This window comes from Oceanobacillus sp. FSL K6-3682 (genome assembly GCF_037976165.1).
GTDB classification, from domain to species: Bacteria; Bacillota; Bacilli; order Bacillales; family Amphibacillaceae; genus Oceanobacillus; species Oceanobacillus sojae.
Genome location: NZ_CP150263.1, coordinates 3,850,155 through 3,875,566 on the forward strand (window position 1 = coordinate 3,850,155; position 25,412 = coordinate 3,875,566).

Annotated in this window: 25 protein-coding genes; 12 read left to right on the forward strand and 13 right to left on the reverse strand. The window is 36.3% G+C overall.

What is annotated here, in order from left to right; translation table 11 throughout:
- Positions 1-50: 50 nt before the first annotated feature.
- Genes MHH51_RS18875 through murQ form a run of 3 tightly spaced genes read right to left on the reverse strand, consistent with a single transcriptional unit; the run spans position 51 to position 3,217 of the window.
- Positions 51-1,004 (reverse strand): GNAT family N-acetyltransferase, encoded by a 954-nt coding sequence (locus MHH51_RS18875; protein WP_339282949.1) that lies wholly within the window; start codon positions 1,002-1,004, stop codon positions 51-53.
- Positions 1,005-1,027: 23 nt separating this feature from the next.
- Positions 1,028-2,296, reverse strand: coding sequence for a PTS transporter subunit EIIC (locus MHH51_RS18880; RefSeq protein ID WP_339286324.1), 1,269 nt, complete (start codon positions 2,294-2,296; stop codon positions 1,028-1,030).
- Positions 2,297-2,326: 30 nt separating this feature from the next.
- On the reverse strand, positions 2,327-3,217 hold the full coding sequence (gene murQ, locus MHH51_RS18885) for an N-acetylmuramic acid 6-phosphate etherase (protein WP_339282951.1): 891 nt from the start codon (positions 3,215-3,217) through the stop codon (positions 2,327-2,329).
- Positions 3,218-4,514: 1,297 nt separating this feature from the next.
- Between murQ and MHH51_RS18890 the strand changes: the two genes are divergently transcribed.
- Positions 4,515-5,156, forward strand: coding sequence for a DUF6088 family protein (locus MHH51_RS18890; protein ID WP_339282953.1), 642 nt, complete (start codon positions 4,515-4,517; stop codon positions 5,154-5,156).
- Entirely contained in the window at positions 5,137-6,093 is a 957-nt protein-coding gene (locus MHH51_RS18895) for a nucleotidyl transferase AbiEii/AbiGii toxin family protein (RefSeq protein WP_339282955.1), read from the forward strand. The genes MHH51_RS18890 and MHH51_RS18895 overlap by 20 nt, the downstream gene beginning before the upstream one ends.
- A 156-nt stretch (positions 6,094-6,249) precedes the next feature.
- Here MHH51_RS18895 and MHH51_RS18900 read toward each other — a convergent pair whose 3' ends face one another.
- On the reverse strand, positions 6,250-6,393 hold the full coding sequence (locus MHH51_RS18900; RefSeq protein WP_139344732.1) for a lmo0937 family membrane protein: 144 nt from the start codon (positions 6,391-6,393) through the stop codon (positions 6,250-6,252).
- 326 nt (positions 6,394-6,719) lie between these two features.
- Between MHH51_RS18900 and MHH51_RS18905 the strand changes: the two genes are divergently transcribed.
- From MHH51_RS18905 to MHH51_RS18915, 3 genes are all read left to right on the forward strand, one after another.
- A complete protein-coding gene (locus MHH51_RS18905; protein ID WP_156984997.1) occupies positions 6,720-7,550 on the forward strand; it encodes a PRD domain-containing protein in 831 nt (276 codons plus the stop codon).
- A gap of 106 nt (positions 7,551-7,656) precedes the next feature.
- Positions 7,657-9,609, forward strand: a complete 1,953-nt coding sequence (locus MHH51_RS18910) for a beta-glucoside-specific PTS transporter subunit IIABC (RefSeq protein ID WP_339282960.1) — start codon at positions 7,657-7,659, stop codon at positions 9,607-9,609.
- Positions 9,606-10,613, forward strand: coding sequence for an ADP-ribosylglycohydrolase family protein (locus tag MHH51_RS18915; RefSeq protein WP_339282961.1), 1,008 nt, complete (start codon positions 9,606-9,608; stop codon positions 10,611-10,613). The genes MHH51_RS18910 and MHH51_RS18915 overlap by 4 nt, the downstream gene beginning before the upstream one ends.
- Before the next feature lie 176 nt (positions 10,614-10,789).
- Here the strand turns inward: MHH51_RS18915 and MHH51_RS18920 are convergent, their stop codons facing one another.
- The 9 genes from MHH51_RS18920 to MHH51_RS18960 all read right to left on the reverse strand — a co-directional run bounded on the left by MHH51_RS18920 (position 10,790) and on the right by MHH51_RS18960 (position 19,783).
- A complete protein-coding gene (locus MHH51_RS18920) occupies positions 10,790-12,184 on the reverse strand; it encodes a serine hydrolase domain-containing protein (protein ID WP_339282962.1) in 1,395 nt (464 codons plus the stop codon).
- Positions 12,185-12,364: 180 nt separating this feature from the next.
- On the reverse strand, positions 12,365-13,093 hold the full coding sequence (locus MHH51_RS18925) for an SIS domain-containing protein (protein WP_077601688.1): 729 nt from the start codon (positions 13,091-13,093) through the stop codon (positions 12,365-12,367).
- Entirely contained in the window at positions 13,090-13,836 is a 747-nt protein-coding gene (locus tag MHH51_RS18930; RefSeq protein ID WP_339282965.1) for a creatininase family protein, read from the reverse strand. Before MHH51_RS18930 ends, MHH51_RS18925 begins: the two co-directional genes overlap by 4 nt.
- A gap of 57 nt (positions 13,837-13,893) precedes the next feature.
- Positions 13,894-14,886 carry a phosphotriesterase gene (locus tag MHH51_RS18935; RefSeq protein ID WP_339282966.1) on the reverse strand — a complete coding sequence of 331 codons (993 nt, stop codon included), beginning with the start codon at positions 14,884-14,886 and terminating at the stop codon, positions 13,894-13,896.
- A gap of 210 nt (positions 14,887-15,096) precedes the next feature.
- Positions 15,097-16,392, reverse strand: coding sequence for a PTS ascorbate transporter subunit IIC (locus MHH51_RS18940; protein ID WP_147210088.1), 1,296 nt, complete (start codon positions 16,390-16,392; stop codon positions 15,097-15,099).
- Between the two features lie 21 nt (positions 16,393-16,413).
- Positions 16,414-16,686 carry a PTS sugar transporter subunit IIB gene (locus tag MHH51_RS18945; protein WP_339282968.1) on the reverse strand — a complete coding sequence of 91 codons (273 nt, stop codon included), beginning with the start codon at positions 16,684-16,686 and terminating at the stop codon, positions 16,414-16,416.
- A gap of 3 nt (positions 16,687-16,689) precedes the next feature.
- Positions 16,690-17,130: a PTS sugar transporter subunit IIA gene (locus MHH51_RS18950; protein WP_147210087.1), complete on the reverse strand. Its 441-nt coding sequence runs from the start codon at positions 17,128-17,130 to the stop codon at positions 16,690-16,692.
- A gap of 20 nt (positions 17,131-17,150) precedes the next feature.
- On the reverse strand, positions 17,151-19,277 hold the full coding sequence (locus MHH51_RS18955; protein ID WP_339282971.1) for a BglG family transcription antiterminator: 2,127 nt from the start codon (positions 19,275-19,277) through the stop codon (positions 17,151-17,153).
- Between the two features lie 305 nt (positions 19,278-19,582).
- The gene (locus tag MHH51_RS18960) at positions 19,583-19,783 is read right to left on the reverse strand and encodes a CsbD family protein (protein ID WP_147210085.1); all 201 of its coding nucleotides are present in this window, start codon (positions 19,781-19,783) and stop codon (positions 19,583-19,585) included.
- 517 nt (positions 19,784-20,300) lie between these two features.
- Between MHH51_RS18960 and MHH51_RS18965 the strand changes: the two genes are divergently transcribed.
- From MHH51_RS18965 to MHH51_RS18995, 7 genes are read left to right on the forward strand one after another with little or no spacing between them, the layout of a single operon-like run.
- Positions 20,301-21,032 (forward strand): GntR family transcriptional regulator, encoded by a 732-nt coding sequence (locus MHH51_RS18965; protein WP_339282974.1) that lies wholly within the window; start codon positions 20,301-20,303, stop codon positions 21,030-21,032.
- A gap of 11 nt (positions 21,033-21,043) precedes the next feature.
- On the forward strand, positions 21,044-21,478 hold the full coding sequence (locus tag MHH51_RS18970) for a PTS sugar transporter subunit IIA (protein ID WP_147210083.1): 435 nt from the start codon (positions 21,044-21,046) through the stop codon (positions 21,476-21,478).
- A gap of 11 nt (positions 21,479-21,489) precedes the next feature.
- Positions 21,490-21,774, forward strand: coding sequence for a PTS sugar transporter subunit IIB (locus MHH51_RS18975; protein ID WP_147210082.1), 285 nt, complete (start codon positions 21,490-21,492; stop codon positions 21,772-21,774).
- Between the two features lie 3 nt (positions 21,775-21,777).
- Positions 21,778-23,046 (forward strand): PTS ascorbate transporter subunit IIC, encoded by a 1,269-nt coding sequence (locus MHH51_RS18980; RefSeq protein ID WP_339282976.1) that lies wholly within the window; start codon positions 21,778-21,780, stop codon positions 23,044-23,046.
- Between the two features lie 19 nt (positions 23,047-23,065).
- Positions 23,066-23,983, forward strand: a complete 918-nt coding sequence (locus MHH51_RS18985) for a phosphotriesterase-related protein (protein WP_147210080.1) — start codon at positions 23,066-23,068, stop codon at positions 23,981-23,983.
- Positions 23,984-23,995: 12 nt separating this feature from the next.
- The gene (locus MHH51_RS18990; protein WP_339282978.1) at positions 23,996-24,601 is read left to right on the forward strand and encodes a bifunctional 4-hydroxy-2-oxoglutarate aldolase/2-dehydro-3-deoxy-phosphogluconate aldolase; all 606 of its coding nucleotides are present in this window, start codon (positions 23,996-23,998) and stop codon (positions 24,599-24,601) included.
- Between the two features lie 2 nt (positions 24,602-24,603).
- Complete coding sequence (locus MHH51_RS18995; protein WP_339282980.1) at positions 24,604-25,335, forward strand: creatininase family protein; 732 nt, start codon at positions 24,604-24,606, stop codon at positions 25,333-25,335.
- Positions 25,336-25,412: the final 77 nt, after the last annotated feature.

Below are 25,412 nucleotides of genomic sequence, written 5' to 3' on the forward strand. Positions count from 1 at the left end.
AATATTCAAGTGAAACCTGTTAAAAACCGCGTGATAAAGCTAGTTAACTTTTATTTAATCTTTTTTATTATTGCATGACGTTTCATGACTTTCATGCCAGCCCGATCGTAAAAACGCTGTGCCCCGCCATTTGTCCAGGCAAGCCAGACATGATAAATTCCTCTGCTGTACATGTCCCATAACATTTCATAAAATAAAACACTCCCTATTTTTTTCCCACGCATTTTTTCCGAAACCCCAAAGGGGCCGAAATGCCCCTCCAAATCATCAATAGCGCGCTGACAATAACCCACAATGTTTGAATGTTGGTCTATTGCTAAGAGAATGCGTTCTTCTCCTTTAAACTTCTCTAAAGTTTCACGAACATTTCTTACCCATCCACCTGAGAAATTCTCTTTTAAAAACTCTATAAGGGACAATGTGTATTTCTTAGAAAAAGGAATAACCTGGATATCATGTTCTTTCTTCAAGCCATCCCTTATCCCTTTGATTTCCTCAGGAATGGTAAAATTGTATAAAACCATGTCCATTCCCACCGCTTCTCCTAGCGTTTCATATCCAAATGATTCGAAAAATAGAATTGAACCGCTGTAAGCATCCTTGTCAGGGCCAGGAAAAAAATAATTCGGACTATAGGCACCAAGTGTTATATTTGTTTTCCCCAGATTTTCAAACTTTTCCTCGATAATTTTCACTAACTTCGATCCAATTCTTTTCCGTTGATAGTCCGGATGAACAAACATCACAGGAATCCATGCCCGTTCTGGCTCCATCCCCCTATCCTCATAGGGGAATTTGCGAACCATTCCAAGGCAGTAACCAATCACTGAGCCATTTTCATTCTCTGCAACTAAGCATAATTCTGGATCAAAATTTGGATCTAATAATATTTTTTTATGGAAGATATTTGAACTAACCGGATCTTTCGTCAGACATTGATTCCACACTTTAATAACTTGTTCTTCATCATTATCTCTATAATTTCTAATCTTCACAGAGTCCATTTCTTTATCACCTCATCTTAAAATTAGTCCGTGCTTTGTTTTTCATTTTCATGCTGTTCTTTTAATGTCTGTTTTTCTAAAACCTTATAAAATGGAAGCCAAATAAAGAACATAATGACAAGATTAACAGTAGCAAGCAAAGCACCTGCCCAGCTTCCACCTGTTCCAAGATAGCCGGCAATAGGCCCTGGAACTGTAAATGGAATTGCAGCGAAGGGAGCTGGCACTAGTCCAATAGAAATTATGAAGTAGCTGAATATAAATAGGAATAAGTGACCAAATACCCATGGAACAAATAGAATGGGATTTAAAACTATTGGCAGCCCAAACATAATCGGCTCTGCAATATTAAAGATGGATGGAGCAAGTGCTAACTTTCCTAAAGTTTTATATCTTTTAACAGCTGACATCATCATGAGGACAACCAACGGCAACGGACTTACTCTGACAAACTCAGCCATAAATTGTGCGCTGGCAATGTATGGGACTGTTTCCCCAGCGTCTGCAGCTGCAGTGTTTGCTCCGAGCATGTCTATCCAAACAGGTGTCATTACTGAACCAACTACATTACTACCGTGAATTCCAACAAACCATAGGATACGATCAACAAAAAAAGCACCAAATTGAGCAACAGCACTTGTCCCTCCTGCAATGATTGGTTCAAATCCAGCCATAATCACAGCAGCAACATCAACTTGAAGTATATAACGCAGAATCCACCAAAGCACCATGGTAGCGAATACTGGTATTAAAGCAGTAAAAGCATTTGTAACCATCGGCGGTACACCCTCAGGCATTTTTATAACAATGTCTTTTTTAATTAAGTAACGATGAATTTCTGTACTGATAATTGCAACAATGATAGCTGTAAACATACCAGTACTCCCAAGATTATCGGCTGGTAAATAGGCACCTATCTCCTCGCTTACACCAACAGGAAATAGAATTAAAAAACTAAACAAACTAATCATAGCACCTGAAAATGGATCTACCTTTTCACCGTGCTGATTATAAAAACTCGACAAAAAATACCCTATTCCTGTTGCAAGACCAATAGACAGCAGCCCCATCGTTGCATTATTTGCACTGGACAAATGTCCAGAAATTGGTTCAATCAAATTTTGCCAGGCTTGGACTGGAAAAGAACCTAAAAGTACAAAAAACGATCCAAGAATAATAAATGGCATCAATGTTATAAAAGCCTTTTGGATTGAATCTAGGTATCTATTTCTAGATATCCGTATTAAGGGCGGAGCAACTTTTTCCTCAATAACATACGTTAATTTCTCCATCACTGCCACTGTGATTTCACACCTTTCTTTTTATTCTTTTAATGTCTTATGGACGGAACCTTCTGTTTTCTTCAAACACTCAACAGCCTCATCATAGGATAAATCAGTCAATAACATAATAATAGCCGTCTTTGTTTCATAGTTAGCCATTTTCAAATATGCTTCGGCTGTTGAAAAATCGCATTGTGTTGCTTCCATAACAATTTTTTTTGCTCTTTCTTTAAGTTTTTCATTAGTTGGTTGCAAATCTACCAGTAAATTTTGATATGTTTTTCCAACACCAACCATTGAGGCTGTTGACAGCATATTTAAAATCATTTTTTGCGCCGTCCCCGCTTTTAATCTTGTTGAACCGCTTAAAACCTCCGGCCCACAATCAATCTCAATTTTTGTTTTAGCAACTTTTCCAATCATAGAGTTCCTATTACTACTGACAGCAACAGTGGCTGCACCTATATCATCAGCATATTGAAGACCACCTATAACATAAGGTGTTCGTCCACTTGCTGCAATGCCAACTACAATATCTGAATCCGTTAGATGAATAGATTGTAAATCATTTCTGCCTAATTCTTCACTATCTTCCGCTCCTTCTACTGCTTGAACAAAAGCTTCATTACCTCCAGCAATTAAACCGATGACCTCTTTGGGATCTGTTCCAAACGTAGGAGGACACTCAACAGCATCAAGTAAACCAAGTCTTCCACTGGTCCCTGCGCCTAAGTAAATCAGTCTGCCACCAGATTTTAATGAAGTAATAATATTATTTACAGCTTCTGTTATATATAGGATATTTTCTTTTATAAGATAAGCTATTTTTGCATCTTCATCGTTCATGATTTTCAAGAATGCTTCTGTTGACATCTCATCAAGATTCATAGTTTTCTCATTTCGTTTTTCTGTAGTTAAATCGTCAAGCATTTCTTTCCTCCCTTTGTAAGCGCTTTATTAAATTGATTATAATTTATCTTATACCATATGAAATAAAAATTCAATATATTATATAAAATTTTCGAATTTTTATTTCACTATTTTTGTCTTCACACTGCAAAAATAAAATATAAAATTACGTTTATAAGCTTAAAAGCTTCAACCCGAATTCTCATTTCTACTTCTCTTTGACGAATCACCTAAATTCAGAAGGATGACCACTTAAAGCAACGGTTGGTACAAATTTACGATACTTCTTCACCTGGTAAGTTCAATTGAAACTAATTATGTATACATTAAGTATAGACGCTGCGACTTGTGCCCTCTAAGTCCAAACAAATCGGGCATTACTGACTGATCAGCCCTCATGTTTTTCATACTTTAGAATTTGTCCATAGAAACTGTGCCATTTTAATTTCAATTCTTGGTTCATGCACATTTCACTTCCTTTCAATCTGTACGTCCAGCCTGTTTTACAAAGTAACGTGACTGTTTTCATTACACATGTTTACAGGAGGTAAAGCCACAGGTCATTCCCCTACTTCCGTACTATGAGAACGTCTGACTACTCTATCCGCAATGTTCACTTCGGATGTCCCTTATAGAATATCGCCCTTGTACCATAGGTGAGATAGAGTCCTCACAGGGTCATCGTACCGCCCTTCATGTACATACCCAACACCATCACATGACAGACTCCTTTTTGTCGGCTCATAACTTTGACTAAAGGTATTCTAATTGAGACTTCCCAGATTTTTCGCTCGGTCGTCAATCTGCCACGCCGCCTTTGTGTTTCACGGTTTCCCATTTGGGTCTGTGCTTTTCGCCTACGGGTCTCTCGATTTTCCGTATCTCCTTCAAACATTGCTTCACAACAATGCTCTAGATTAGGCTTCTTGGGTTGTATGAGCATCTCCAAGTAAGGTTTTTCACCTTTGTGGCATTTCTTGTTCTGTGCTTTTTCATACCGTTTTACTGCGTAACGTGTACAATTACACTTAATTAAGAAACGTTCCACGCATTAGCGTGGAACGGTACGACTGCCTGTCCGAAAAGCTTCCTAGCAAGTTAGGAAGCTTTGATTAAATCTTTATTATATATTGAAAGGTTTAGCTGGGATAGATACTTTATCAAAAAGGAATAGAATGTCTTCTGATGGGCATAATAAGTATTTAATTTGGATACTTAAATCCTTAATGTAACGTTTAGGAAATTAATATTGATTAATTCGTTACTTCATCATTTATTTAATGGTATAATAAACGTGTTAAAGAAGGAGGGATGTAAGGTGAACAGAGTATATGAAGTCATTCTAGAAGAATACGGATACGACGAACCTGTATTCACAAAAGAATTGAAAAATCGCATGAATATGCCAGATGGGACCTTACGCCAAAATTTGAAAAGATTATCTGATAAAGGTGATTTGATTAAAGTAAAAGATGGTATTTATTATGTACAAAGAACTAACAGTATTTTAAAAAAACCCCGTGTAAATATTGATAAAGTGATAACAAGAAAATATATTAAATCAATCGATCAAAGTGTAGTAGGTTATATTACTGGAATTAATTTTGCAAATCGGCTTGGTTTAACCTCTCAAACGGCTAGTGTAACAACCGTTGTAACGAATGAAACAGGGAGACCGGAACATACAATAACACTTGGTAAAAAAAGAATTAAGTTAAAAAAGCCAAGAGTTAAAATTAATAACGAGAACTATAAATTATTACAAATATTAGATTTATTAAATGACTTTGATCAAGTTAGCGAGATGCCCTTAGAAAATTCTATTAGTCTAATAAATGATTATCTAAAAAATGCTAATATCGTTACAAGTGACTTCAAACCTTATATAAAATTCTATCCAAGAAAAGCTTTGGAAAACTTATTAGAAATGGAGCTTTACAATGAATTTACACGAAAATAAATCAGTATTTCAGGAAATAATTGAAGCTGCATCTGATGATTTTAACTTACAGCCATTTCAAGTGGAAAAAGATTATTACGTTTCATTATTTTTAAAACATCTACAGGAGGTTGCGCCAAATATAATATTTAAAGGCGGTACCTCTCTTTCTAAATGCTACGATGCCATTAATCGTTTTTCCGAGGATATTGATTTGACTATTGATTTTGAAGCGGACAAGTTAACAAGCGGTCCTCTAAGAAGGATTCAGGAACCATTGAAAAACTCTATTAGAAAGACAGGAGAAAAATTGGGATTTACCTTGTTAAATAGTGAACCTATACGTTTAGGGAGGATTTTTAATCAGTATAGACTAGGTTATAATTCAGTTTATACTGATAGAGTTAATTCACAAATGTTAGACCATATTCTTATCGAAACAATGCTGGCTTATAGATCTTTCCCATACGAAATTAAACATGTCAGTAACTACATAACAAAATTTTTAAAGAAAGAATATTTAACTAACATAATTGATGATTATAATTTGCAGCCATTTACTATGCGTATCCAATCTATTGACCGGACTTTTTTGGACAAGTTATTCGCAGTTTGTGATTACCATTATGATAAAGATTATTCTAGAAAATCAAGACATATATACGATATCCATATGATTTATAAAAGTAACCAAATTGATACAGAGAATTTATTACCTCTTCTAAAACAAGTAATAGAAACCAGGAGGACAGGCAAAAAAACATATTCTTGTCAAGTGGGCTTTAGATTTTTTGATGTATTACAAGAAATTATTAATAATGATGCCTTTAAAGAAGATTATGAAACTAATACAAGTGAATTTTTATCAGATTATGTTGATTATGAAACTTCTATAAAATCTTTACAAGAAATTATTATAAAAGACTGGATACCGAATGAGATTCCAGCAGACCCTTAAGTCTTTTGAAATCAAAATAAGTTTTAAATGAAAAATATAATTATTCCTTATCTTATGTATATACTTTCTTATATGCAGGAGCCCATCATATTAAAATCAATATGATGGGCTCCTGCAGTTTCATCTCTTCATTTTAAAAATTTTTATCAAATGTATCTAAGGCGCCCGACCAGTTAAAAGCTTGACAATCAGTATGATTAAAGCCACAACCAGTAATATATGAACAAGATTTCCGGCTACTCCTCCAATGAAGCCCAGCAGCCATAAAACTAAAATGATAACGATAATCGTCCAAAGCATCGTCTGACCTCCTCACTTCTTCTTTCAATTACAATTCCCCGTTCTTATTATTTGTAAACAAAAGGTTTATAACTACGATGATTTTCAGAAATAATGCATATCACCATTCTGTATAAAATATAATTTCAACTTTTTTAATATTGACAAGTAAGTGTTTTATGTTTAAGATTTAGCTATAATTAAATAATCTTAATTAATCTTTGAATTGTAACTGTATCTCACAGGCAAGATCAAATTAATGTATGGCACTTTGTTTAACTGTGGCTATATTAGTTGGTCTTGTTTTTTTCATTTTTATAGTTTATTGATAGGGGGGTGAATTCATTTTGAAACTTAAGAAGGTTTATAATAATAATGTTGTGCTCGCTGAAAATTCTCGAAATCTGGAGCATATTATTATCGGTAGAGGAGTTGCTTTTAATAAGAAGATTGGAGATCAAATAGAAAATTCTATGATTGAAAAATTATTTGTTCTGCAATCTGCTCAAACGATGAACAGTTTTTTTAAACTATTAGATGAAATTCCTATCAATCACTTAGAATTGACAAATAGAATGGTAGAAGCTGCTGAAAAAAAATTAGGTGTAAAATTTGATGAGAGTGTCTATATAGGGTTAGCTGATCATATTACTTATGCATTGGAAAGAAATAAAAATCATACGAAAATTAAAAATGAGTTGCTATGGGAGATAAAACAATTTTACAAAAAAGAATATGAAGCAGCCTTAGAATCATTGAAAATTATACATTACTATGAAAATATGATGTTATCTGAAGATGAAGCAGCTTTTATTACACTTCATTTTGTAAATGCCCAACAAAATGGTCAAGAGATGCAACAGACAGTATTGAGTACAGAAATTATTCATGACATTATAACTATGATACGCTTTCATTTTAATATGGAACTCAATGAGGATTCCTCCTATTTTTCTCGATTTGTATTACATTTAAGGTTTTTTTTAAGAAGAGTTTTTGCGGATGAGCATCCTTCTTCAAAAAATTTTAACTTGCTTGAGGATATTGATATGAAATATCCAAAGCTATCTGCTTGTGTCGATAAAATCATAATATATTTAGAAAAACGATTAGAAATAAAAATCCATAATGAAGAGAGATTCTACTTGATTCTTCATATTAATCGAATACTTAATTAAATAAATGAAAATTGTAACTGTTAAATCAGGCAATACTTAATAAGTGACTCTTCACTTTTATTAGGTATTGCTTTTTTTATATAAAATTTTTGAAGGAGGTTTATTTATGGGGAAATTTGATTATCTATCCAATTTTATCATCGAAAATGTTGGTGGCGAAGATAATATTATTGGATTAACACATTGTATGACAAGGTTACGTTTTAGTTTAAATGATTACACCCTTGTCAATGAAGCAAAGTTAAAGGAAAACAAAGCGATTGCAACAGCTCAGAAAGCGGGAGGACAGTATCAAGTTGTTATTGGCACTCATGTAGGGGATGTCTATAATTCTATTATAGAAAAAATAGGAACTCAAAAAACGATTGAAGATAGGGAAAAGAAGGGAATTATTAATTCCATTATAGAAATAATTACAAAAGTTATAACTCCAGTTTTGGGAGTATTACTCGCATGTGGATTAGTTCAAGGTGTTCTCATGATTCTAACATTCTCCGGCTTATTGCAAGAAAACGACGGAGCTTATATTATTCTAAACGCAATGGGACAGTCTATTTTTTATTTTTTCCCTGTGATTCTTGGTTACACCAGTGCAAAGGCGTTTAAATTAGATCCAGCAATAGGGATTATTATTGGAACAATTCTCGTTTTTCCAGGTATGACGGAGAGCTTAGCAAGTGGTGACGTAGTAAAGACACTTTTTGAAGGTTCATTCATATCTACACCTATTTACCAAACATTCTTTGGTATCCCTATTATGTTTCCGGCTAATGGATATGCATCGACAGTAATTCCGATTATTTTTATTGTGTATTTTGCATCGAAAATCAATCAGTTTTTAAAAAGGAAGATTCCTTCTGTAATGGCTTTCACGCTGGTTCCCTTTTTGACTATTTTGATTACGCTTCCTATTTCTTTATTAATTATTGGGCCTATTACCAATATGTTAAGTGAGCTTATTTCAAATGGTTTTTCCGCACTTTACGGAATATCGTCCATTTTAACATCATTTCTTGTAGCGCTTATTTATCAACCATTGGTCATTCTTGGATTACATTGGCCATTAATTACATTAGGTATTCAGAATCTGGGCAGTCATGGTTTTGATTATATTTTACCGATGCTATTTACTGCTTCTTTTGCCCAAACTGCTGTCGTGGCTGCTGTATATTTTAAAACAAAGTCAAGAGCGCAAAAAGAAATTGCTGTTCCAGCATTAATTTCTGCTTTATTCTGTATCATTGAACCTGCAATCTACGGTGTTACACTTCCAGTAAAAAAACGTTTTGTATTTTCTATGATTGGCGGAGCTATTGGTGGAACTTTTATTTCAATACTGGGAGCTGATTTTTATGCAGGTGTTGTTGGCATATTTGGTTTTGTCTCATTTTTAAACCCTAGTGGTGAGTACTCAGGTTTAATTATTGCAATTATTGGCGTACTCATTTCAATGAGTATTTCATTCTTATTGACTTATTTTACTTTTAACGAAGAAGGAGAATTAGATAGAGGAAAAAAAATGAAACATGAAATGTCTGGATTAGGAGAAATTGTTATTCACTCTCCTTTAAAAGGAAATGTTACAGAGTTAAAAAATGCAACAGACTCCGCCTTTGCAAATGGATTATTAGGAAAAGGAATTTTATTTTATCCAGAAGGAAACCAAGTTATAGCCCCTTTTGATGGAGAAGTTACAACAATTTTCCCAACAAAGCATGCTGTAGGAATTACAAGTACGGATGGAATAGAAATGCTTATTCATGTTGGAAAAGATACTGTAAATTTACAAGGGAAATACTTCAAAAAATTAAAAGAACAAGGTGATTTTATAAGAAAAGGTGAGGCTATTATCGAATTTGAATTAGATGCGATTAAAAATGCAGGTTTTAGTACTGAAACACCAGCAGTCATTACGAATGCAGACCAATATGAAAATATTTTAATTGTAAATTCGGATTTCATTGATTATTCAGGAGAAATAATGTCAATCCAATTAAAAGAGTATGAAAATAGAAGTCGTGTTAGTGATTTAACGAAGGATGGGGGGAGTATGGCTTGACAACCAATAATGAATTATTAAGAAGAATAAAAGGTATTTTAATCGGGGGAGCTGTTGGTGATGCTTACGGCATGCCAACAGAATTTTGGACATATAATCAAATAAGAAAAAGCTTTCCGGATGGAATTAAAACTTTGTTGCCTTCTTTAGAAAATCAATTAATTCCAAGGACCTTGACAGCTGGTTCTATTACTGATGACACAATTAATACGGTCATGATTTTAGAATCGATTGTTAAAAACCAAGGGAAATTAAATGCAATGGATTATATTAATCATTTGATAGAGTGGATTTCTAACGCAAAAGATTCCAAATTAGTTTCTGGTCCCTCAACACTTAAAGCTGTACAAGCAATAAAAAAAGGAGTTCCTATTAATAATACAGGGTATGGTAATACAACCAATGGTGCAGCAATGAAAATTTCGCCAATCGGTCTTGTATCTGATTATAAACATTTAGATAAACTGATGGACAATGTTTTTGAGATATGTTTACCAACGCATAATACAGAAATAGCAGTATCAGGAGCATGCGTTGTGGCAGCCTGTATTAGCTATGTTGCTGCTGGCGGAAAAGACCTTGATGAAATTTGGGAAATAGCTGTTAGAGTAGCGGAAGAATCTAAAGGGTATGGAGCTGAATTTCCAAGTCCATCTCTATCCTTCCGAATTCAATATGTGCATGAGATTGTTCATAATTGTATTGAGGAAGACGCTATTACACGAATTGTTAACGAGTTAGGGACTGGCGTTGAAACGATTGAATCCATTCCTGCAGTTTTGGCAGTTGTGCAGCTTGCTAAGGGGGATCCAATGAAAGCTGCAAAAATCAGTGCAAGTTTAGGAGCTGATACTGACACTATCGGTGCTATTTCAGCAAGTATTTGTGGAGGGATAACTCCGTTTTTTGATGAAGGTGATGTATCGACAATTGAAGAAATCAATTCCTTAGATTTTTCTAAACTTGCGGAGAAAGTACTTCCATTCTCACCACATTATAACTAGAAAGATATTTTGATTTTCCGATGAATAAGTGAACAATAGGCATGGTACCTCCATCATAAGTTGGTGAAGGTACTACCTTTATTTTATTATCTCGACATTAGCATTAGGAAAAAATAAATTAATACAAGGTAATCAAGTATTTTTAGTTACTGTAATAGGCTTCTTGATAGCGTATTTCATTCCACTTTCTCCAATACTCTCTTCCCGATAAGAACAGAAACCACATTATCTCCGTCCCTTGAAAAATAAATCCTCTCCCCTGTTTCAGCAATAAAATCATTTTCAGATATCGGGTAAAAGCAAGTAACGAGCTCATTTCGATTTAAGTAAAGCAAATTATTTTGTATGGATACCGAAGCCTTATTTCCTTCTCCTGATTTATATAATCCAGAAAAGTTACTTAAATCCAATGATTTATCAGACAGCACCGGACTTTTGTTGAATAGCTCTGCTGCCGGTATTTCTAAAATAGTATTTAATACAGAGACTAATATTTTCTCTGCCGGGACATCAGCCATATTAACCAAAATGGAAGCTGATATTCCTTTTTCTCCGATAACTTGAAAATTAGAAGAGACGCCCTTTACACTGCCTCCATGCCCAAACCGGGTGTATTCTCCGATCGAATTTATTTCAATCCCATAGCCATAATCTCCGCCATTAGGCAGACGAAAAGCAGATGAAGTCATTTTTTTGATCATATTCTCTGATATAATCTTTTTGCCATAGAAATTGCCATTTAAACGCAGCATCTCTACAAATTTCATTAAATCTTCGGCAGATGTTTTCCATGATCCATTCGTATAAATATCACCTACATCCCACCAGGCCGGCGAGTGAAAAACATCTGATTGCTTTTCTTTATAGGCATATAATTCCGTTACATTTTCTTTATTTGCAATGGACTCAGTAAGGAAAAAGGAATCTTGCATATCGAGCGGGAAAAATAATTTTTCTTCTACATATTTGATAAAAGGTGGTCCGCTAGCCAATTCAATTATTTTTTGCAGCATCCCGAACCCTTCATTGGAATAATTAAATACTTTTCCAGGGGGACCAAGCAATTCGAACTCCATATTGCTTATTTGTTCAATCAATTCATCCGCTGTTTGTATGATAGTCTGCTCATCCGGATTCCATTTACCAAATAAAAATTCACCATCCGGATCATTCCTTATACTTCTGATACGGGCATTGTGAATGGAAGGTAATCCCGGCAATCCGCTGGTATGGGACATAAGGTGTCTGATTTCCAGCTGTTTCGCGTAATCTTCCCTTGGCCATTTCAAATTGGGCAGCCATTTTATCACCTTATCTGTGCTATTTAATTTACCCTCCTCCTCCAGCATCATAATCGTAAGACATGTCAGAGATTTGGTAATAGAAGCCAGGCCAAATACAGTATCCTTTGTAACAGGTAGCTTTTCGTCTACATTTCTATATCCATAATAATTATTATAAATACTATTACCATTTTGATATACAGTAAGTGCCATACCGGGGATTTTTAATTCCTTACAGGTTTCGTTCAATTCATCATTCAACTTGTCTTTGATAGATTCAGATATCATGCTTAAAGTCTCCTTATGTATTGTTTAATATAAAATAAGCCGTTAGTGTTGTATTTATTTTATCTAATAATAAGAAACAATACTAATTTTCGATTTCCAAAGCTTTTTAGATATTAAAAAATCCTTTATATTGAACAGCCGGAATCTCTAGCTGAATCCAATATAAAGGAACTATGTTTTTTAAAGGTTTACCCGTTCTCTATATCTGTCAATCAGAACTTGATTGTGCTCATCCGAGCCTTCCAGGTTTCCACTTAAGAAAATAGGAGGTTCATAATTGTTTTCTGCCATCTGCTTGATAGACGCTGCAAAAACAGCATTTAATATAGCTGCACCAATTACAGTAGAGCTCGGTGAGAATTTTATTTTTACTTTTTCATGTGACAGAAGTGCATCTCCGATTGGTGCATGATTATCAATAACTAAGTCCACTGCATCATACAGATACTCCCCGCTGTCATGACGTGATGGCTGACTGGATGAATATGCAATGGAAGTAATACCGATTACAAAAGCACCTTTATCTTTAGCCATTTTTGCTGCGTCAACCGGTACAGGGTTTCTTCCAGAAGTGGAAAGAATAATGACAATATCCTCTGGACGGATATCCTGCTCCTCCATAAAAACCTTGGCGTAATCATTTTTTCTTTCCAAGTCTGATGAGCGGACAGCACCTTCATGAAGCATCAGCGGCTCATGAAAAATAGGATGGATTGGAACCAGTCCACCCGCACGATAATAGACTTCCTCCGTTAAAATATGCGAATGGCCGCAGCCGAACAAATGAATAATTCCACCATTTTGAATAGCCTCTGCAACTTTTTGGGCTGCGTCTGCCATTGCCTTCTTTTCTTCTTTTTCTACTGTTTTCAGTAAATCTGTAATTTGATTAAAATACTGATGGATCATGATAATCCTCCCTTCCGCTTTATCTCTCCTAAACTTTCCATAATACTGATTATATTTTCTAAAGCTATATCGATAATATATTTCCCCTTTTCCTCCGTTGCAAGACTGGCATCTCCTAACACCGCTGACTCTGTGAAATCCTCCCATGGTGTAGGCGTAGCATCAGCATACATTGGTATATCAGGTGTATCGGCAGGAGCTTTATCCATATTTACGAATTCGGGCGCCAGATAAAGCATGTAAGATGTTTCTATCTCATCGGCATGGAAATAGGTATTGTGAGAAGCATTTTTATCACGAATTTCAGCTGCAGCCTTATTCATGCCTGGATAAAAGAAATAGAATACACGTAACTCCGGACAAGATTCATATAATTCACGGGCTGCCTCTTTTAAAGCAGTCTGATTTCCCAAGTGCCCATTCACCATGGTAAATGTTTTAAATCCTTGTTTATACAGACTTTCTCCGATATCAACCAGAAATGCGATAAGGGAGCGATTACTTATATTAATACTCCCCGGAAAATCACGCAGACTCCACACCTGACCATAAGGTAAAGTAGGCAGTACCAGTCCGTTCACACGTTCCGCTATTTTTTGTGACAAACGTTCTGCAAGAATATTATCTGTTCCAAGCGGTAAGTGTGGTCCGTGTGCCTCTACTGCACCAATTGGTAAAATAGCAATTTTAGATTGATTAATTTTCTCCTTTACCTCAAATGAATTTTCATATTGGAATTCCATTTTTTCATCTCCTGAATTTTCATCTATCACTTTAAAGTTTAAATGGTTTACAACACTCTATTTTTTAAATGTAAAGCAGCGGGCCGGATTTTGAATAAAGAACTTATCGATTAATTTCTCACCATCAAATCCGTTTTTATATGCCTCATCAATAAAGCGCGGCACCCATTTCCCAATGATATATTCCAGTCCTAACCCATAGTCATAATGCTTGTAATAGGACTTTCTTGCTGTATCCCCACTGACGAGAATCTGATCTTCATACCCTTTTTTCACCAGATCCAATATACATTGAATACGTGTACTTTCCGGAGCATATTTAATTTTTGAAATGCCATCAAAGGAAAGATATGCACCTGTTTGTGCAATTTGCTCATGATAGTAAGGGTCCGGATTACGGTCCATATGTCCAAAGCTCATATATTCCAGATTAACGTTTTCCTTTTGCAGCAGTTCTATTTGTTCGAGTCCCATCGTTCCGGCTTCTGTATGGGAATGCATTGGTGCTTTTGTTTCATGATGTGCAATAGCAACTGCGCGCAATGTTTTTTCTTCCAAAGGGGTAATTCGATTATAACCGGTTCCAAATTTCACCTGTCCGCCTCTTATTCCAGTACCTTCTAATCCTTCTTCTATTTCACGAATGACAAAATCAGCCAGCTCATTAACCGATTTTGCATCAATCCATTGATAATACGTCGCATAATCCCCTGTCACTTTTTTAACATGCTCTGGTATCGACGCATCCCAGAGAAAGCTTTTATTAAATCCAGCGGTACCAATAATCGTAATCCCTGTCTCTTCCGCAATTTCTTTCACTGCTTGAATATTACGTCCATAATCTACAGCAGTCGCATCCACAATTGCCTGCCCGCCAAGCTTTTGAAAATCCAGGACATCAAGCTTTGACTTCTCTTTATCATCCAGAAGCAAATCATCCTTTTTCTGCTCGATCCAGTACGGCGGCCGGCAGACGATATGTTCATGCGAATAGGTAAATCCTAATTTCGATGGATCCATATCACCGTGAAATGTTCTGATAAAACTCATTAGACTCACTCCAATTAATCATTTTTTGTTTGAATATTTCCCATTATTTTAGAAGATGTTCAAAAAGTCCAACAAAAATGACACATCGAATTTCTGCGTTGACATGGTTTTTCCGATACTCACGTATTTGAAAGCATACGCTCCGTTTGTAAAAACCATTTCGCCTTGAACTTCTTGGTCCTATTTATCGGACTTTTTAAACACGCACTTTTAGAAGAATAGCTGTGCTAAAAGTCGAATGATCGGTCCCAATATAAACATATCTGAATCCGCTGCCCACATGGCCGTATCTGGAACAGTACCCGGTAAAAGCATTTTTACCATAATAAATTGTCCCCATGCAACGACTGTAGCTGTAATAAATCCACCCATAATGGCACCTCTGACACCACCTGTTGCATTTCCGAATACTCCAGCAGTTGCGGAGTGAAAGAACAACACAATCATTGTCGGTACGAATACATAACTAACTGTGTTCCCTAAAACAACTAACCAGACTAAAGCTCCGACAAACGCTCCAAGGAATCCTAAAATAACGGCATTCGGTGCAAAGGGAAAGACAACCGGACTGTCCAATGCAGGCTTTGCACCCGGCACAATTTTTGTTGCGATCCCTTTAAAAGCAGGAACCATTTCTCCGATAAACATACGCACCCCTAAAAGAACAACCGCAATTCCTGCTGCAAATGTAAAGGATTGAATAATAGCATATACAATAAAGTTCTGTTCTCCAGCAGCTGCTACCAGTTCTTGTGCTCCCGGCGTATCTTTAAACGAAATAATAATTGCTCCAACCAAAAATAACAGTCCCATTGTCAACGCTGTGATAACATTTGAATCTCTTAAAAACTCTAACCCTTTTGGCAGTTTAATTTTTTCAGAATCATTTTCTTTGTTGCCAAGATACTTACCTGCTAAAGCGCTTAATAAAGAAACAGAAGCAGACGTGTGACCGAGTGCAATATTATCGTTGCCCATAATTTTCCGCATGAATGGTTGTGTTAATGCAGGCTGGATGGTCCAGTATAATCCCATAATAATCGCCAGGAAGATGACCAGCTTAATAAAGGAAACATCCCCTGCTGTTTGAATCACAATTCCTGCAAAAATGGTCGTCGTCCAAAACATCATATGGCCAGTCAAATAAATGTATTTCAACTTCGTAAATCTGGCTAAGAGAACATTTATTACAAATCCTAGTGTCATTGCCAAAGTAACTGCACTTCCATACCTTGCGTTAAATACTTCCTGTCCCATAAAGCTCCCGAGCGGTTCTTCTGATAAATTAAATACTTCCTTCCATAATGGTTCAAATACCGTCAGCGCACCGGTAATAACGCCTGCTCCAGCGGAGATAATCAAAAATCCGATGATTGCTTTAAACGTACCGCTAATTACCTGACTGGTGCTTTTTTTCTGTAAAAGTAATCCTAAAAGAACGATAAATCCCAACAAAATTGCTGCCTGTCCAAAAATATTTGTTGCAATCCAGAAAATCACATCCATTGTAATCCCCTCCTAATTTGGTTAGTTCACCAGATTTTCATCAATCACTTTATTGATTTCTTCCATATCAAAATAGTTATTTACAATAAGAATTTTCGCCTGGTGTTCTGTCAAGCTCTCTGCCAATTCATTACCAGTAATGATATAATCTGCTCCCATATTGGATGCAGAGGAAACGTCCGTATGTTCCACATCAGCATCGATTCCTCTATCTGCCAACGCCTGCTCTACATTCATTTTTAGAATCAAACTTGTTCCCTGTCCCAACCCGCAAACTGCTAATACCTTTAACATCATTCATCTCTCCATTTCTACTATTTTTTTTATTTCTTCATACGTTGTTGCATTAATTAATTTTTCTACATTTACGGAATCATTAAGAAGCATTGTAAGCTTCCGAAGCAGTGTTAAATGCTCATCACTGGATGATGCACCTAAACCAAATACAAGCCGGACCGGATCATTGAAAGAATGCCCAAATTCAACCGGATTCTTTAATTGCACAAGAGAAACAGAGGCTTCCTTTACTCCGTCCTCGGGTCTCGCATGCGGAATAGCGATATGTGGAGCCAAAACAAAATATGCTCCATTTTCTTTATATGCATTTTTCATCGCTTCAATATAGGATTCTTCTATTAATGCATCCTCTGCTAAGAGGTTTCCAGCAGCCTCAATCGCTTCATATGCATTAGAAACTTCCACCCCAACTTTTACAATACTTTCTTCTAAAAATCTCATATTTAAAAATCACCTGCCCTTTACTGCTGATTGGCTTCTGTTGAATAGCTCTGTATCCAATCCACGATAGCCTGTTTATCTCTAGTTGTTATGATTTCTTTCCTTATCTCTTTATTAGAAAATAGCTTTGTTAACTGTGATAAAGCTTTTAAATGCTGTTCATTATCTCTGGAAGCCAATATAACGATAATCGTTGCCGGCTTTCCTAATATATCTACTGGTTCTTCCAGATGAAGCATGCTCATTCCTGTTGTAACTACACCGTCATCAGGATTTGCATGAGGAAGTGCAAACTGATCAGATATCACAATATAAGGACCTGATTGGTGCACATTTTCAATCATCTTATATAGATAATTTTCTTTGATATACCCTTGCTTCAGCAATGGTTCAGAAGCAATTTTAATCGCATCCTCCCACCCGTCGGCTTGTTTTTTTAATACAATTCTGTCGGGAGATAACAGTTCTATTAAAGTGGGTTTATCTGTTTTACTTTCGACATGAAAAGGTGAATGAAGATAGCTTCGAATCTCCGCAGAAAGCAATTCATTATGCTCAATCACAGCATACTTTCTTACAATATCCATAAGCGTCTCGACAGAATAAACCTGATTTTCATGTGAATGATTGAACAAACCATTCACTCTTTTTAACAGCTGTTCTTTTTCCTTGTTATCTAAAACCGGATTGACAACAAAAACCGGAACGCCCCGATTAGGAAGCGGGATAGTTGAAACGATAAAATCCGCTTCTAAATTCATTTTTTCATATTCTCTTAAGGACGTGACACCAACCATTTCTACATCAGAGAACAATCCTTCAAGCTGGCTTTCCAGCAGCCTTGATGTTCCCAGACCATTTGTACAAACAATAAGCATCCTTGTTTGGGCCCTTTCCAGCTGAACGCCTTCCTTCCGAAGCCAGCCGCCGAAATGCATGGCAAGAAAAGCTATTTCGTTTTCATTGATTGGCTCGCCAATTACATTTTCGAAATGATGTACAACTTTTTTTGTCAAATGGAAAACTTCAGGATAATTTCGTTTAACTGAATCACGCAAAGTATTTTCAATCTCAATTCCATATTTCATACGATAGAAAGCAGGTTTCACATGAAGAAGTAAATTTTGAATCATCTGTTCAGAATCACGAAACTCAATCGCAGCATATAATTGGAAATCTCGAATCATCTTTTTTACTACTTGAAGTAATGTGTTCATTTCCCCACTTTTAAACTGTGGGCTAAAGTTGTAATTCACTTTGGCACCAAGGAGGTATTTCGAAAAATAAAATCGTTCATCTAAAGGTATCTCTATCTTTAAGGCTGCTGATAAATTATGACATAACGCACTTATTCCTCTATATTCATCCGTTGCTTGGATAACTTCTTTTTCAACAACATCCACTTCAACAGATTCTTCTTTTGCAATCCGTTTCAAAAAGAAATGGAACCAGACAACAATATTCGTTAACACTTCATCCGTAAGTTCAACCATAAATTGCTTTTCATACTCATTTAACAATTGATTTAACAACTGCATCCACGAAAGATTGAATATAGAGTAAGGTTTATACGCCTGATTTCCAGTGTTTATCGGTGTATTAGATAAATTGGTTAGATAGTTATACCATCCTTCTTTTGGTATAACTATAGATAAACAGTGAATCAGCACTCTCCTGATATCGTTTTCATTTCCTTCTAAAGTGTAACCGGCTTTGCGTTGCGGATATAAGTGCAGTTGGTACGTTACTAGTTTGTCCTTTAATTTTCTTATATCCTCTAATGCGGTATTTCTGCTCACTTGAAAAAGCTCTCTAATATCCTCCAGAAAATATGCCTTATCTCCTCCAGTCAGATGAAGATAAATCCATGCCTGTCTTTCTTCAGCAGAGAATTCATAATACATTACTTCAGGTGCAGTAAAATTGGTCAGAATTTCCTTTTTCGCTTCTTTTTCTATATATAGGCCTTGTCCTCTCACTTGTTTCACTGCACCAAGATGATTTTCGCTCAACCAATCATTGACCTTATCGAGATCACTATAAATGGTACGTCGTGATACATTTAACATTGCTGCAAGTTTCTGAATAGTAATGTATCCATTCTGTTTCAATAACTGATTTAAAACCGCCATACTGCGCTGATCCATTATTCGACACCTCCAATCTGCCTTTTAAAATTAGTATGTGCCGTTATCTTTATTATAGTAAGAACTTATTATTACAGTAAGACCAAATGAACCACAGAGAATTTTGTAAAAATGGGCGGAAGTTCTAAGGCATTTTTCAAAAGAAGTAAAATACGCCTTTTATTATTGCCTCTGCAGCATATTCTTCATTGTTCTTTTAGACATAATAAACGCTCCCTTTATAACAGACAGAGAATTTTTTTATGATTCCCTGTCCCCACTATAAAGGGAGCGTTTCAAACCCGAAATGATGGCTTATTTTTTATTTAACGTTGTTCATCAGAGTCATTTAGCGCATCCTTGACATCACCTTTTTTATCTTTCGCTGTACCTTTGGCTTTATCGGCTTTACCTTCTGCCTGTTTTTTCTTATTATCTGTTACTTTACCAAATGCCTCTTTGGCTTCTCCTTTTACTTTGTCTCCTGCGCCTTTTATTTTATCTTTAAATCCATCACTCATGTTCATCAACCTCCTAATAGTTTTAAAAAGAAATTTCTTTATACTAATTGTTTACCACGAAATTATTGATGTAAACATAAATCCTAAGCTCCAACCCGAAACTCCCGTCTGAATGAGAAAAATAACTATCTATCATTATTCGCCCAATAAAATACTTGTAAAAGCAAGGCAATATATTCCATTGTCATTAATTGATTCATATCTGCTAAAACTTGTATGATGCGTTTTCTATCTCTTCGAACATAATATTACAATATTACCCCTGCTAATTTTCTTAATTATATTATATAGAATAAACACTTCCAGGCCGTATCTCCTTTCTTCACTAGCTGATGAAATGGAGCTGAGCGCAGCAAGAAGATTTATCTGATCTACCAATAATTATTCAATTGAATAAAATTACTATCTTAAATATTTATTTTATATAAAACGTTTACAAAAGGTCATCCTCATGTTATATTCATTATAATCAATATTAAAAATACAACAAAAGATTATAATGAATTAAAAAAGGAGAGCAGATATGACAACACCTTTATATAAACAAGTAAAACAAACTATTTTAAAAGAGATTAATCATCATATGAAAGAAGGTGATCTACTGCCAACAGAAGGAGAATTGGAAAAAAAGCATGACGTCAGCAGAATAACAATCCGCAAAGCAATCGATAGCCTGGTGACTGAAGGGTATGTCGAAAAAATTCAAGGAAAAGGAACATTCGTTAAGTCTACAAAGATTGTACAGGATGCCGGCAGTATCACAAGCTGGACAGAGGAAATGCACTTAAAAGGAAAAAAGCCAGATACTGTCAAGCAACACATTTATGAGGTAAACCCTTCTTTAAAAATGAAAAGAAAGCTTCATTTACAGCCGAATGAAAAAATCATATGTGTAGAAAGAATTCGCTTGGCTGATGGGGAACCGCTCGCACTCATGTTTAACTATTTACGTGAAAAATATATCCCAGATTTTTTAGAAAATGGGTTTACAAGAGAATCATTATACGAAGAGCTTGAAAAAAATTACGATATTGTTTTGGAGGATGCTACCGAACAAATTAAAGCCCGATTAGCAACAGATTTAGAAGCATCCAGACTTGGTATATCACCTGAAGATGCTGTTATGCATATAACCAGGACTACTTTTTTACCTAATGGAGCTCCATTTGAAATGGTTGAGATGGTCAGCCGATCAGATAAGTACGAGTATCATATAAACGTATCTGGAAGAAATAAAAATAAAACAATCAGATAGGAATGGTTTGGATGACATTATTAAAAGAAAAAGCTGTGAAGCTGGATGTGGAGTTGGATAATGCTGTCGAAGCTATCCGTTTAAGTGGTGAATTGCTGGTCGAAACTGGCTGTGCCACTGAAGAATATACACAAGCAATGATAGATGGGTACAAGCGAGTAGGTCCCTATATCGTTATTGCACCAGGCATCGCTATTCCACATTCCCGGCCTGATAATGGAACACTTCAATCCGGGTTTTCACTTATTCGATTAAAACAGCCCATCCCTTTCGGCCACGAGAAAAATGATCCGGTCAAACTGGTCTGTGCAATTTCAGGTGTTGGCGATAATGGGCATATCGAAATGCTTCAAAAAATTGCAATGGTTCTTGGAGATAAAGATAAATTTAATAAGATTATGCATGCGAAAGATTATGATGAATTATCAAAAATAATAACAATTTAGGAGTGAACAATATGTATATTTTAAGTGTATGCGGTATGGGGTTTGGGACAAGCTTGATGTTATTAATGGATATTCAATCAATGGCAAAGGATCATGGATATACTGTTGAGGGCGAAGCAACCGATCTCGGCAGTGCAAAAGGAAAAAGTTGTGACTTAATTGTTGCTTCAAGTGAAATTGCAGCCAGCCTGACTGATGAAGAAGTTCCTGTTGTAGCTATAGACAACTTACTTGATAAGGATGAAATAAAAGAAAAAGTACTTCCATTGATTGAGAGGCTATCCAAGGAGGGATAAAACATGTTAGATGTATTTGTTTCCATTTTAAGTAATCCGTCTATCATTATTGCTATCATTGCCGGTCTAGGCTTGGTTGCATTACGAAAATCAGCCTCAGATGTTATTAAGGGAACAATGAAAACATTATTTGGGTTCCTGATACTTCAACAAGGAGCGAACATAATTGTCGGTTCATTGATTCCCTTCAGCACAATGTTTACAGAAGCTTTTGGATTAACAGGTATTGTTGCTGAAGACAACGCAATTGCTGCTGCAGTTCAAACTGTATTAGGAAAAGAAACCGCATTCATCTTGATCTTTTCTTTCTTAATTAATGTAGCGATTGCCCGCTTCACAAAGTTCAAATATATATTCCTTACTGGTCATATGATGTTTTCTTTTGCAGCAACCATGGCTATTGTATTCAGCCAAATGGGACTGTCTACGACGATGACTATTATCTGGGGGTCTATTGTTCAGGGTATTTCCATGGTATTCTTCCCAGCTATCTCTCAATCTTCCGTCCGGAAAGTTATCGGTAATGATAATGTTGCTTTTGGTTTTTGGGGGAGCTCCTGGATTTCTTTGTCTGGCTGGATTGGCGGAATCTTTGGAAACAAAGAACAATCATCTGAAGACGTCAAGGTACCAAAATCACTCGACTTTTTAAAAGATATGAGTATTTTAATGGGGATTATAATGGTTTTAGTTTACGTGATTACAGCTAGTTTCGTAGATAGTCAGGTTATGAACGAAATTTCTGGAGGCGTCAATCGGTATCAGTATGTTATTTTTGAGGCATTAGGCTTTGTAGTAGGGATTCTTATCCTGTTAATGGGTGTTCGCATGTTTCTCGGAGAAATTGTCCCTGCATTTAAAGGAATCGGTGAAAAAATCGTTCCTGGTGCAAAACCTGCATTGGACGTCCCTATCTTTTATTCCTATGCTCCTGTAGCAGTAACTATAGGATTCCTTACAGCATTAGCCGGCGGTTTAATTGTAACTTTTATGTCCAGCTTTTTACCAGTGGCAGTCCTCCCATCAGTTATAGGGCTGTTCTTCATGGGTGGAGCTGCCGGGGTATTCGGAAATGCCCGTGGCGGCTTACGCGGAGCAGTTATCAGCGGCTTTTTCCTGGGGTTCACTTTTTCCCTATTGGTAGCTTTGGCGTACCCGCTGATAGGATTAAGTGAATATGGTATCGGCGGCCTATGGTTTGCCTCTCCAGATGCTATTATTGTCGTTATTTTAATTAAGCTGGTTGGCTTATTATTTGGAATTGGATTCTAAGAAAAGAGGAGTGAATGTAATGAGTAAAAAAATAAGGACTGTTTTAGGAGATATTAATAAAGAAGATTTGGGATTCACATATAGTCACGAGCATTTATGGACGAATCCTCCTGCTTCTCAAAAAGACCGTGATTTAGAACTCACAGACTATGAAGCAAGCGTAAGTGAACTTTGGAGATTTCAAAAAGCAGGCGGGAATGCACTAGTTGATGCTACAACACTTGATTATGGCAGAGATGCTTCTAAGCTCGTACAAATGTCTAAAGAAACAGGGGTAAATGTCGTTGCCACTTCAGGGTTCAATAAACATATTTACTTTCCAAAATGGGTAGAAGCGTTGACCATCGATGAAATCAAGCAGAAGTTAATAAGAGATGTAACCATTGGGATGGATGGGACCGAAGCAAAAGCTGGCTTCTTAAAGTCTGGTGCCTGGAATCAGCTTATTCATCCGTTAGAAGAAAAGGTGACTAGAGCAGTTGCACATGCACAGCTTGAAACGGGTGCACCTATTTGGCTCCATACTGAAGCAGGAACGATGGGATTAGAATTATTAGATATTTTAGAAGAAGAAGGCGTTGATTTAAACTTAGTAGGCGTCGGGCACAGTGATAGAAACGCTGATCCTTACTACCATTTAAAGCTTGCAGAACGAGGAGCTTATGTACAATTTGACGGCACAAGTAAAATTAAATACTATCCGGACAGCACTCGAGTGGAATTAATTAAAAATATGATTGATAATGGTTTCGCTCACAAATTGCTGATTTCTGCTGATATGGGACGGCAATGCTACCTTCATGCATATGGCGGTGGACCTGGATTTGAGTATATTCTAAAAAAATTCATCCCCCGATTATTAGATGAAGGGATCAGCCAGTCTGACATTGATACGATATTTATCGAAAATCCAGCAAACTGGCTCGCACATTTTTAAGGAGTGGTAAAAATGACACAATTAATTGCAATTATACGTGGCGTAGAAGCTGAGAATATACTTGAAATTACTGAAGGGCTGCTTGAAGCAGGGGTCGATACGCTCGAGGTTTCATTAAGCAATGAACAGCAAGGCCTGGAATGTATTCGTACTATTAAAATTGCCTATGGAAACCAATTGAACCTGGGAGCAGGTACAGTAATTTCTGAACAGCAGGCAGATAAAGCATTAGAAGCCGGCGCAACATTTTTAATTACTCCTGGCTGGGATAAAGAGCTGGCGAAGTATATTTTATCAAAAGATGTTCCTATTTTCCCTGGTGTTTTCTCACCAGGGGAGATTATGCAAGCTGCAAGCCTTGGAATCGAAACAGTTAAACTGTTCCCAGTTTCTGATTTGGGGAGCAGCTTTATCAAAAATGTAAAAGGGCCTTTTCCTAATATGAATTTTATGGCAGTAGGCGGAGTTGCGCATAACAATATTGCAGAATTAAAAAATGCAGGGTGCTCCTACTTTGCAATTGGAAGTGATCTTGTTCCAAGAGGTGCAACGAAAAAAGACAAAGAAAAAATAAAGAAAAATGCAGAAGGATATATAAAACTTCTTGAGGAGGTGTAGCTATGGGACAAGCGAAGGAAATCTTAAATATGACCCGGGATGAAGTAGCCGCTGCAGTAAAAGAATATCCTGTCGCTATCCTCCCCCTCGGCGCTACAGAACAACACGGACATCATTTACCATTAGGTGTTGACGTTTATTTGGCGGAAGGAATCTCTAGAAAACTTTCGGAGCAGACAGGCGCACTTCTCCTTCCCTCGATGCCTTTTGGTTATTCCTGGGTATGGAGAAACATCCCGGGAACCGTTTCAATTCAACAGCATCATGTAGAAAGCATTATTAAGGATATTGCTCACAGCGTAGCAAGATATGGCACAAAACTTCTTATACTTGTGAACGGACATGATGCCAACAATTCCAGTATGAAGTATGCTACCAGAGAGCTTATGGATGAACTGGATATGACTGTTATCTATTTGTTCTATCCAAATATGGAGAAAATAAGAAATGAATATTGCGCCTCTCCTACCTGGTATGGCATGATCCACGCATGTGAATTTGAAACCTCTTTAATGCTGGCACTAAAACCGGAGCTTGTAGATATGGAAAAATCTGTATGTGAATTCCCTGAAAAACCAGATTTATACGGGATGTCCACTATTTCACTAGGGGATTTAAGCAAAAGCGGTGTTTTCGGTGATGCAACAATTGCCAGTAAAGAAAAAGGAGAACGAATGCTTGAGGTTTTTGTAAATGATATGAAAGAGCTTATAAATGAGGCTTATCCTGATTAAAAGGGAAATTTTTATATTTATTGTGCAGCAGAAACACATATCGTTTCTGCTGCACAAATTCTATATTAGTAATGAAA

Excerpts from the sequence above, each read along its gene's own strand:
- MHH51_RS18985 (WP_147210080.1), top strand. The coding sequence starts at position 23,066 with ATGAGTAAAAAAATAAGGACTGTTTTAGGAGATATTAATAAAGAAGAT.
- MHH51_RS18960 (WP_147210085.1), bottom strand. The coding sequence starts at position 19,783 with ATGAACATGAGTGATGGATTTAAAGATAAAATAAAAGGCGCAGGAGAC.
- MHH51_RS18980 (WP_339282976.1), top strand. The coding sequence starts at position 21,778 with ATGTTAGATGTATTTGTTTCCATTTTAAGTAATCCGTCTATCATTATT.
- MHH51_RS18950 (WP_147210087.1), bottom strand. The coding sequence starts at position 17,130 with ATGAGATTTTTAGAAGAAAGTATTGTAAAAGTTGGGGTGGAAGTTTCT.
- MHH51_RS18935 (WP_339282966.1), bottom strand. The coding sequence starts at position 14,886 with ATGAGTTTTATCAGAACATTTCACGGTGATATGGATCCATCGAAATTA.
- MHH51_RS18975 (WP_147210082.1), top strand. The coding sequence starts at position 21,490 with ATGTATATTTTAAGTGTATGCGGTATGGGGTTTGGGACAAGCTTGATG.
- MHH51_RS18895 (WP_339282955.1), top strand. The coding sequence starts at position 5,137 with ATGAATTTACACGAAAATAAATCAGTATTTCAGGAAATAATTGAAGCT.
- MHH51_RS18970 (WP_147210083.1), top strand. The coding sequence starts at position 21,044 with ATGACATTATTAAAAGAAAAAGCTGTGAAGCTGGATGTGGAGTTGGAT.
- MHH51_RS18965 (WP_339282974.1), top strand. The coding sequence starts at position 20,301 with ATGACAACACCTTTATATAAACAAGTAAAACAAACTATTTTAAAAGAG.
- murQ (WP_339282951.1), bottom strand. The coding sequence starts at position 3,217 with ATGCTTGACGATTTAACTACAGAAAAACGAAATGAGAAAACTATGAAT.
- MHH51_RS18925 (WP_077601688.1), bottom strand. The coding sequence starts at position 13,093 with ATGATCCATCAGTATTTTAATCAAATTACAGATTTACTGAAAACAGTA.
- MHH51_RS18930 (WP_339282965.1), bottom strand. The coding sequence starts at position 13,836 with ATGGAATTCCAATATGAAAATTCATTTGAGGTAAAGGAGAAAATTAAT.
- MHH51_RS18900 (WP_139344732.1), bottom strand. The coding sequence starts at position 6,393 with ATGCTTTGGACGATTATCGTTATCATTTTAGTTTTATGGCTGCTGGGC.
- MHH51_RS18995 (WP_339282980.1), top strand. The coding sequence starts at position 24,604 with ATGGGACAAGCGAAGGAAATCTTAAATATGACCCGGGATGAAGTAGCC.
- MHH51_RS18920 (WP_339282962.1), bottom strand. The coding sequence starts at position 12,184 with ATGATATCTGAATCTATCAAAGACAAGTTGAATGATGAATTGAACGAA.
- MHH51_RS18955 (WP_339282971.1), bottom strand. The coding sequence starts at position 19,277 with ATGGATCAGCGCAGTATGGCGGTTTTAAATCAGTTATTGAAACAGAAT.
- MHH51_RS18910 (WP_339282960.1), top strand. The coding sequence starts at position 7,657 with ATGGGGAAATTTGATTATCTATCCAATTTTATCATCGAAAATGTTGGT.
- MHH51_RS18945 (WP_339282968.1), bottom strand. The coding sequence starts at position 16,686 with ATGTTAAAGGTATTAGCAGTTTGCGGGTTGGGACAGGGAACAAGTTTG.
- MHH51_RS18875 (WP_339282949.1), bottom strand. The coding sequence starts at position 1,004 with ATGGACTCTGTGAAGATTAGAAATTATAGAGATAATGATGAAGAACAA.
- MHH51_RS18990 (WP_339282978.1), top strand. The coding sequence starts at position 23,996 with ATGACACAATTAATTGCAATTATACGTGGCGTAGAAGCTGAGAATATA.
- MHH51_RS18880 (WP_339286324.1), bottom strand. The coding sequence starts at position 2,296 with ATGGAGAAATTAACGTATGTTATTGAGGAAAAAGTTGCTCCGCCCTTA.
- MHH51_RS18940 (WP_147210088.1), bottom strand. The coding sequence starts at position 16,392 with ATGGATGTGATTTTCTGGATTGCAACAAATATTTTTGGACAGGCAGCA.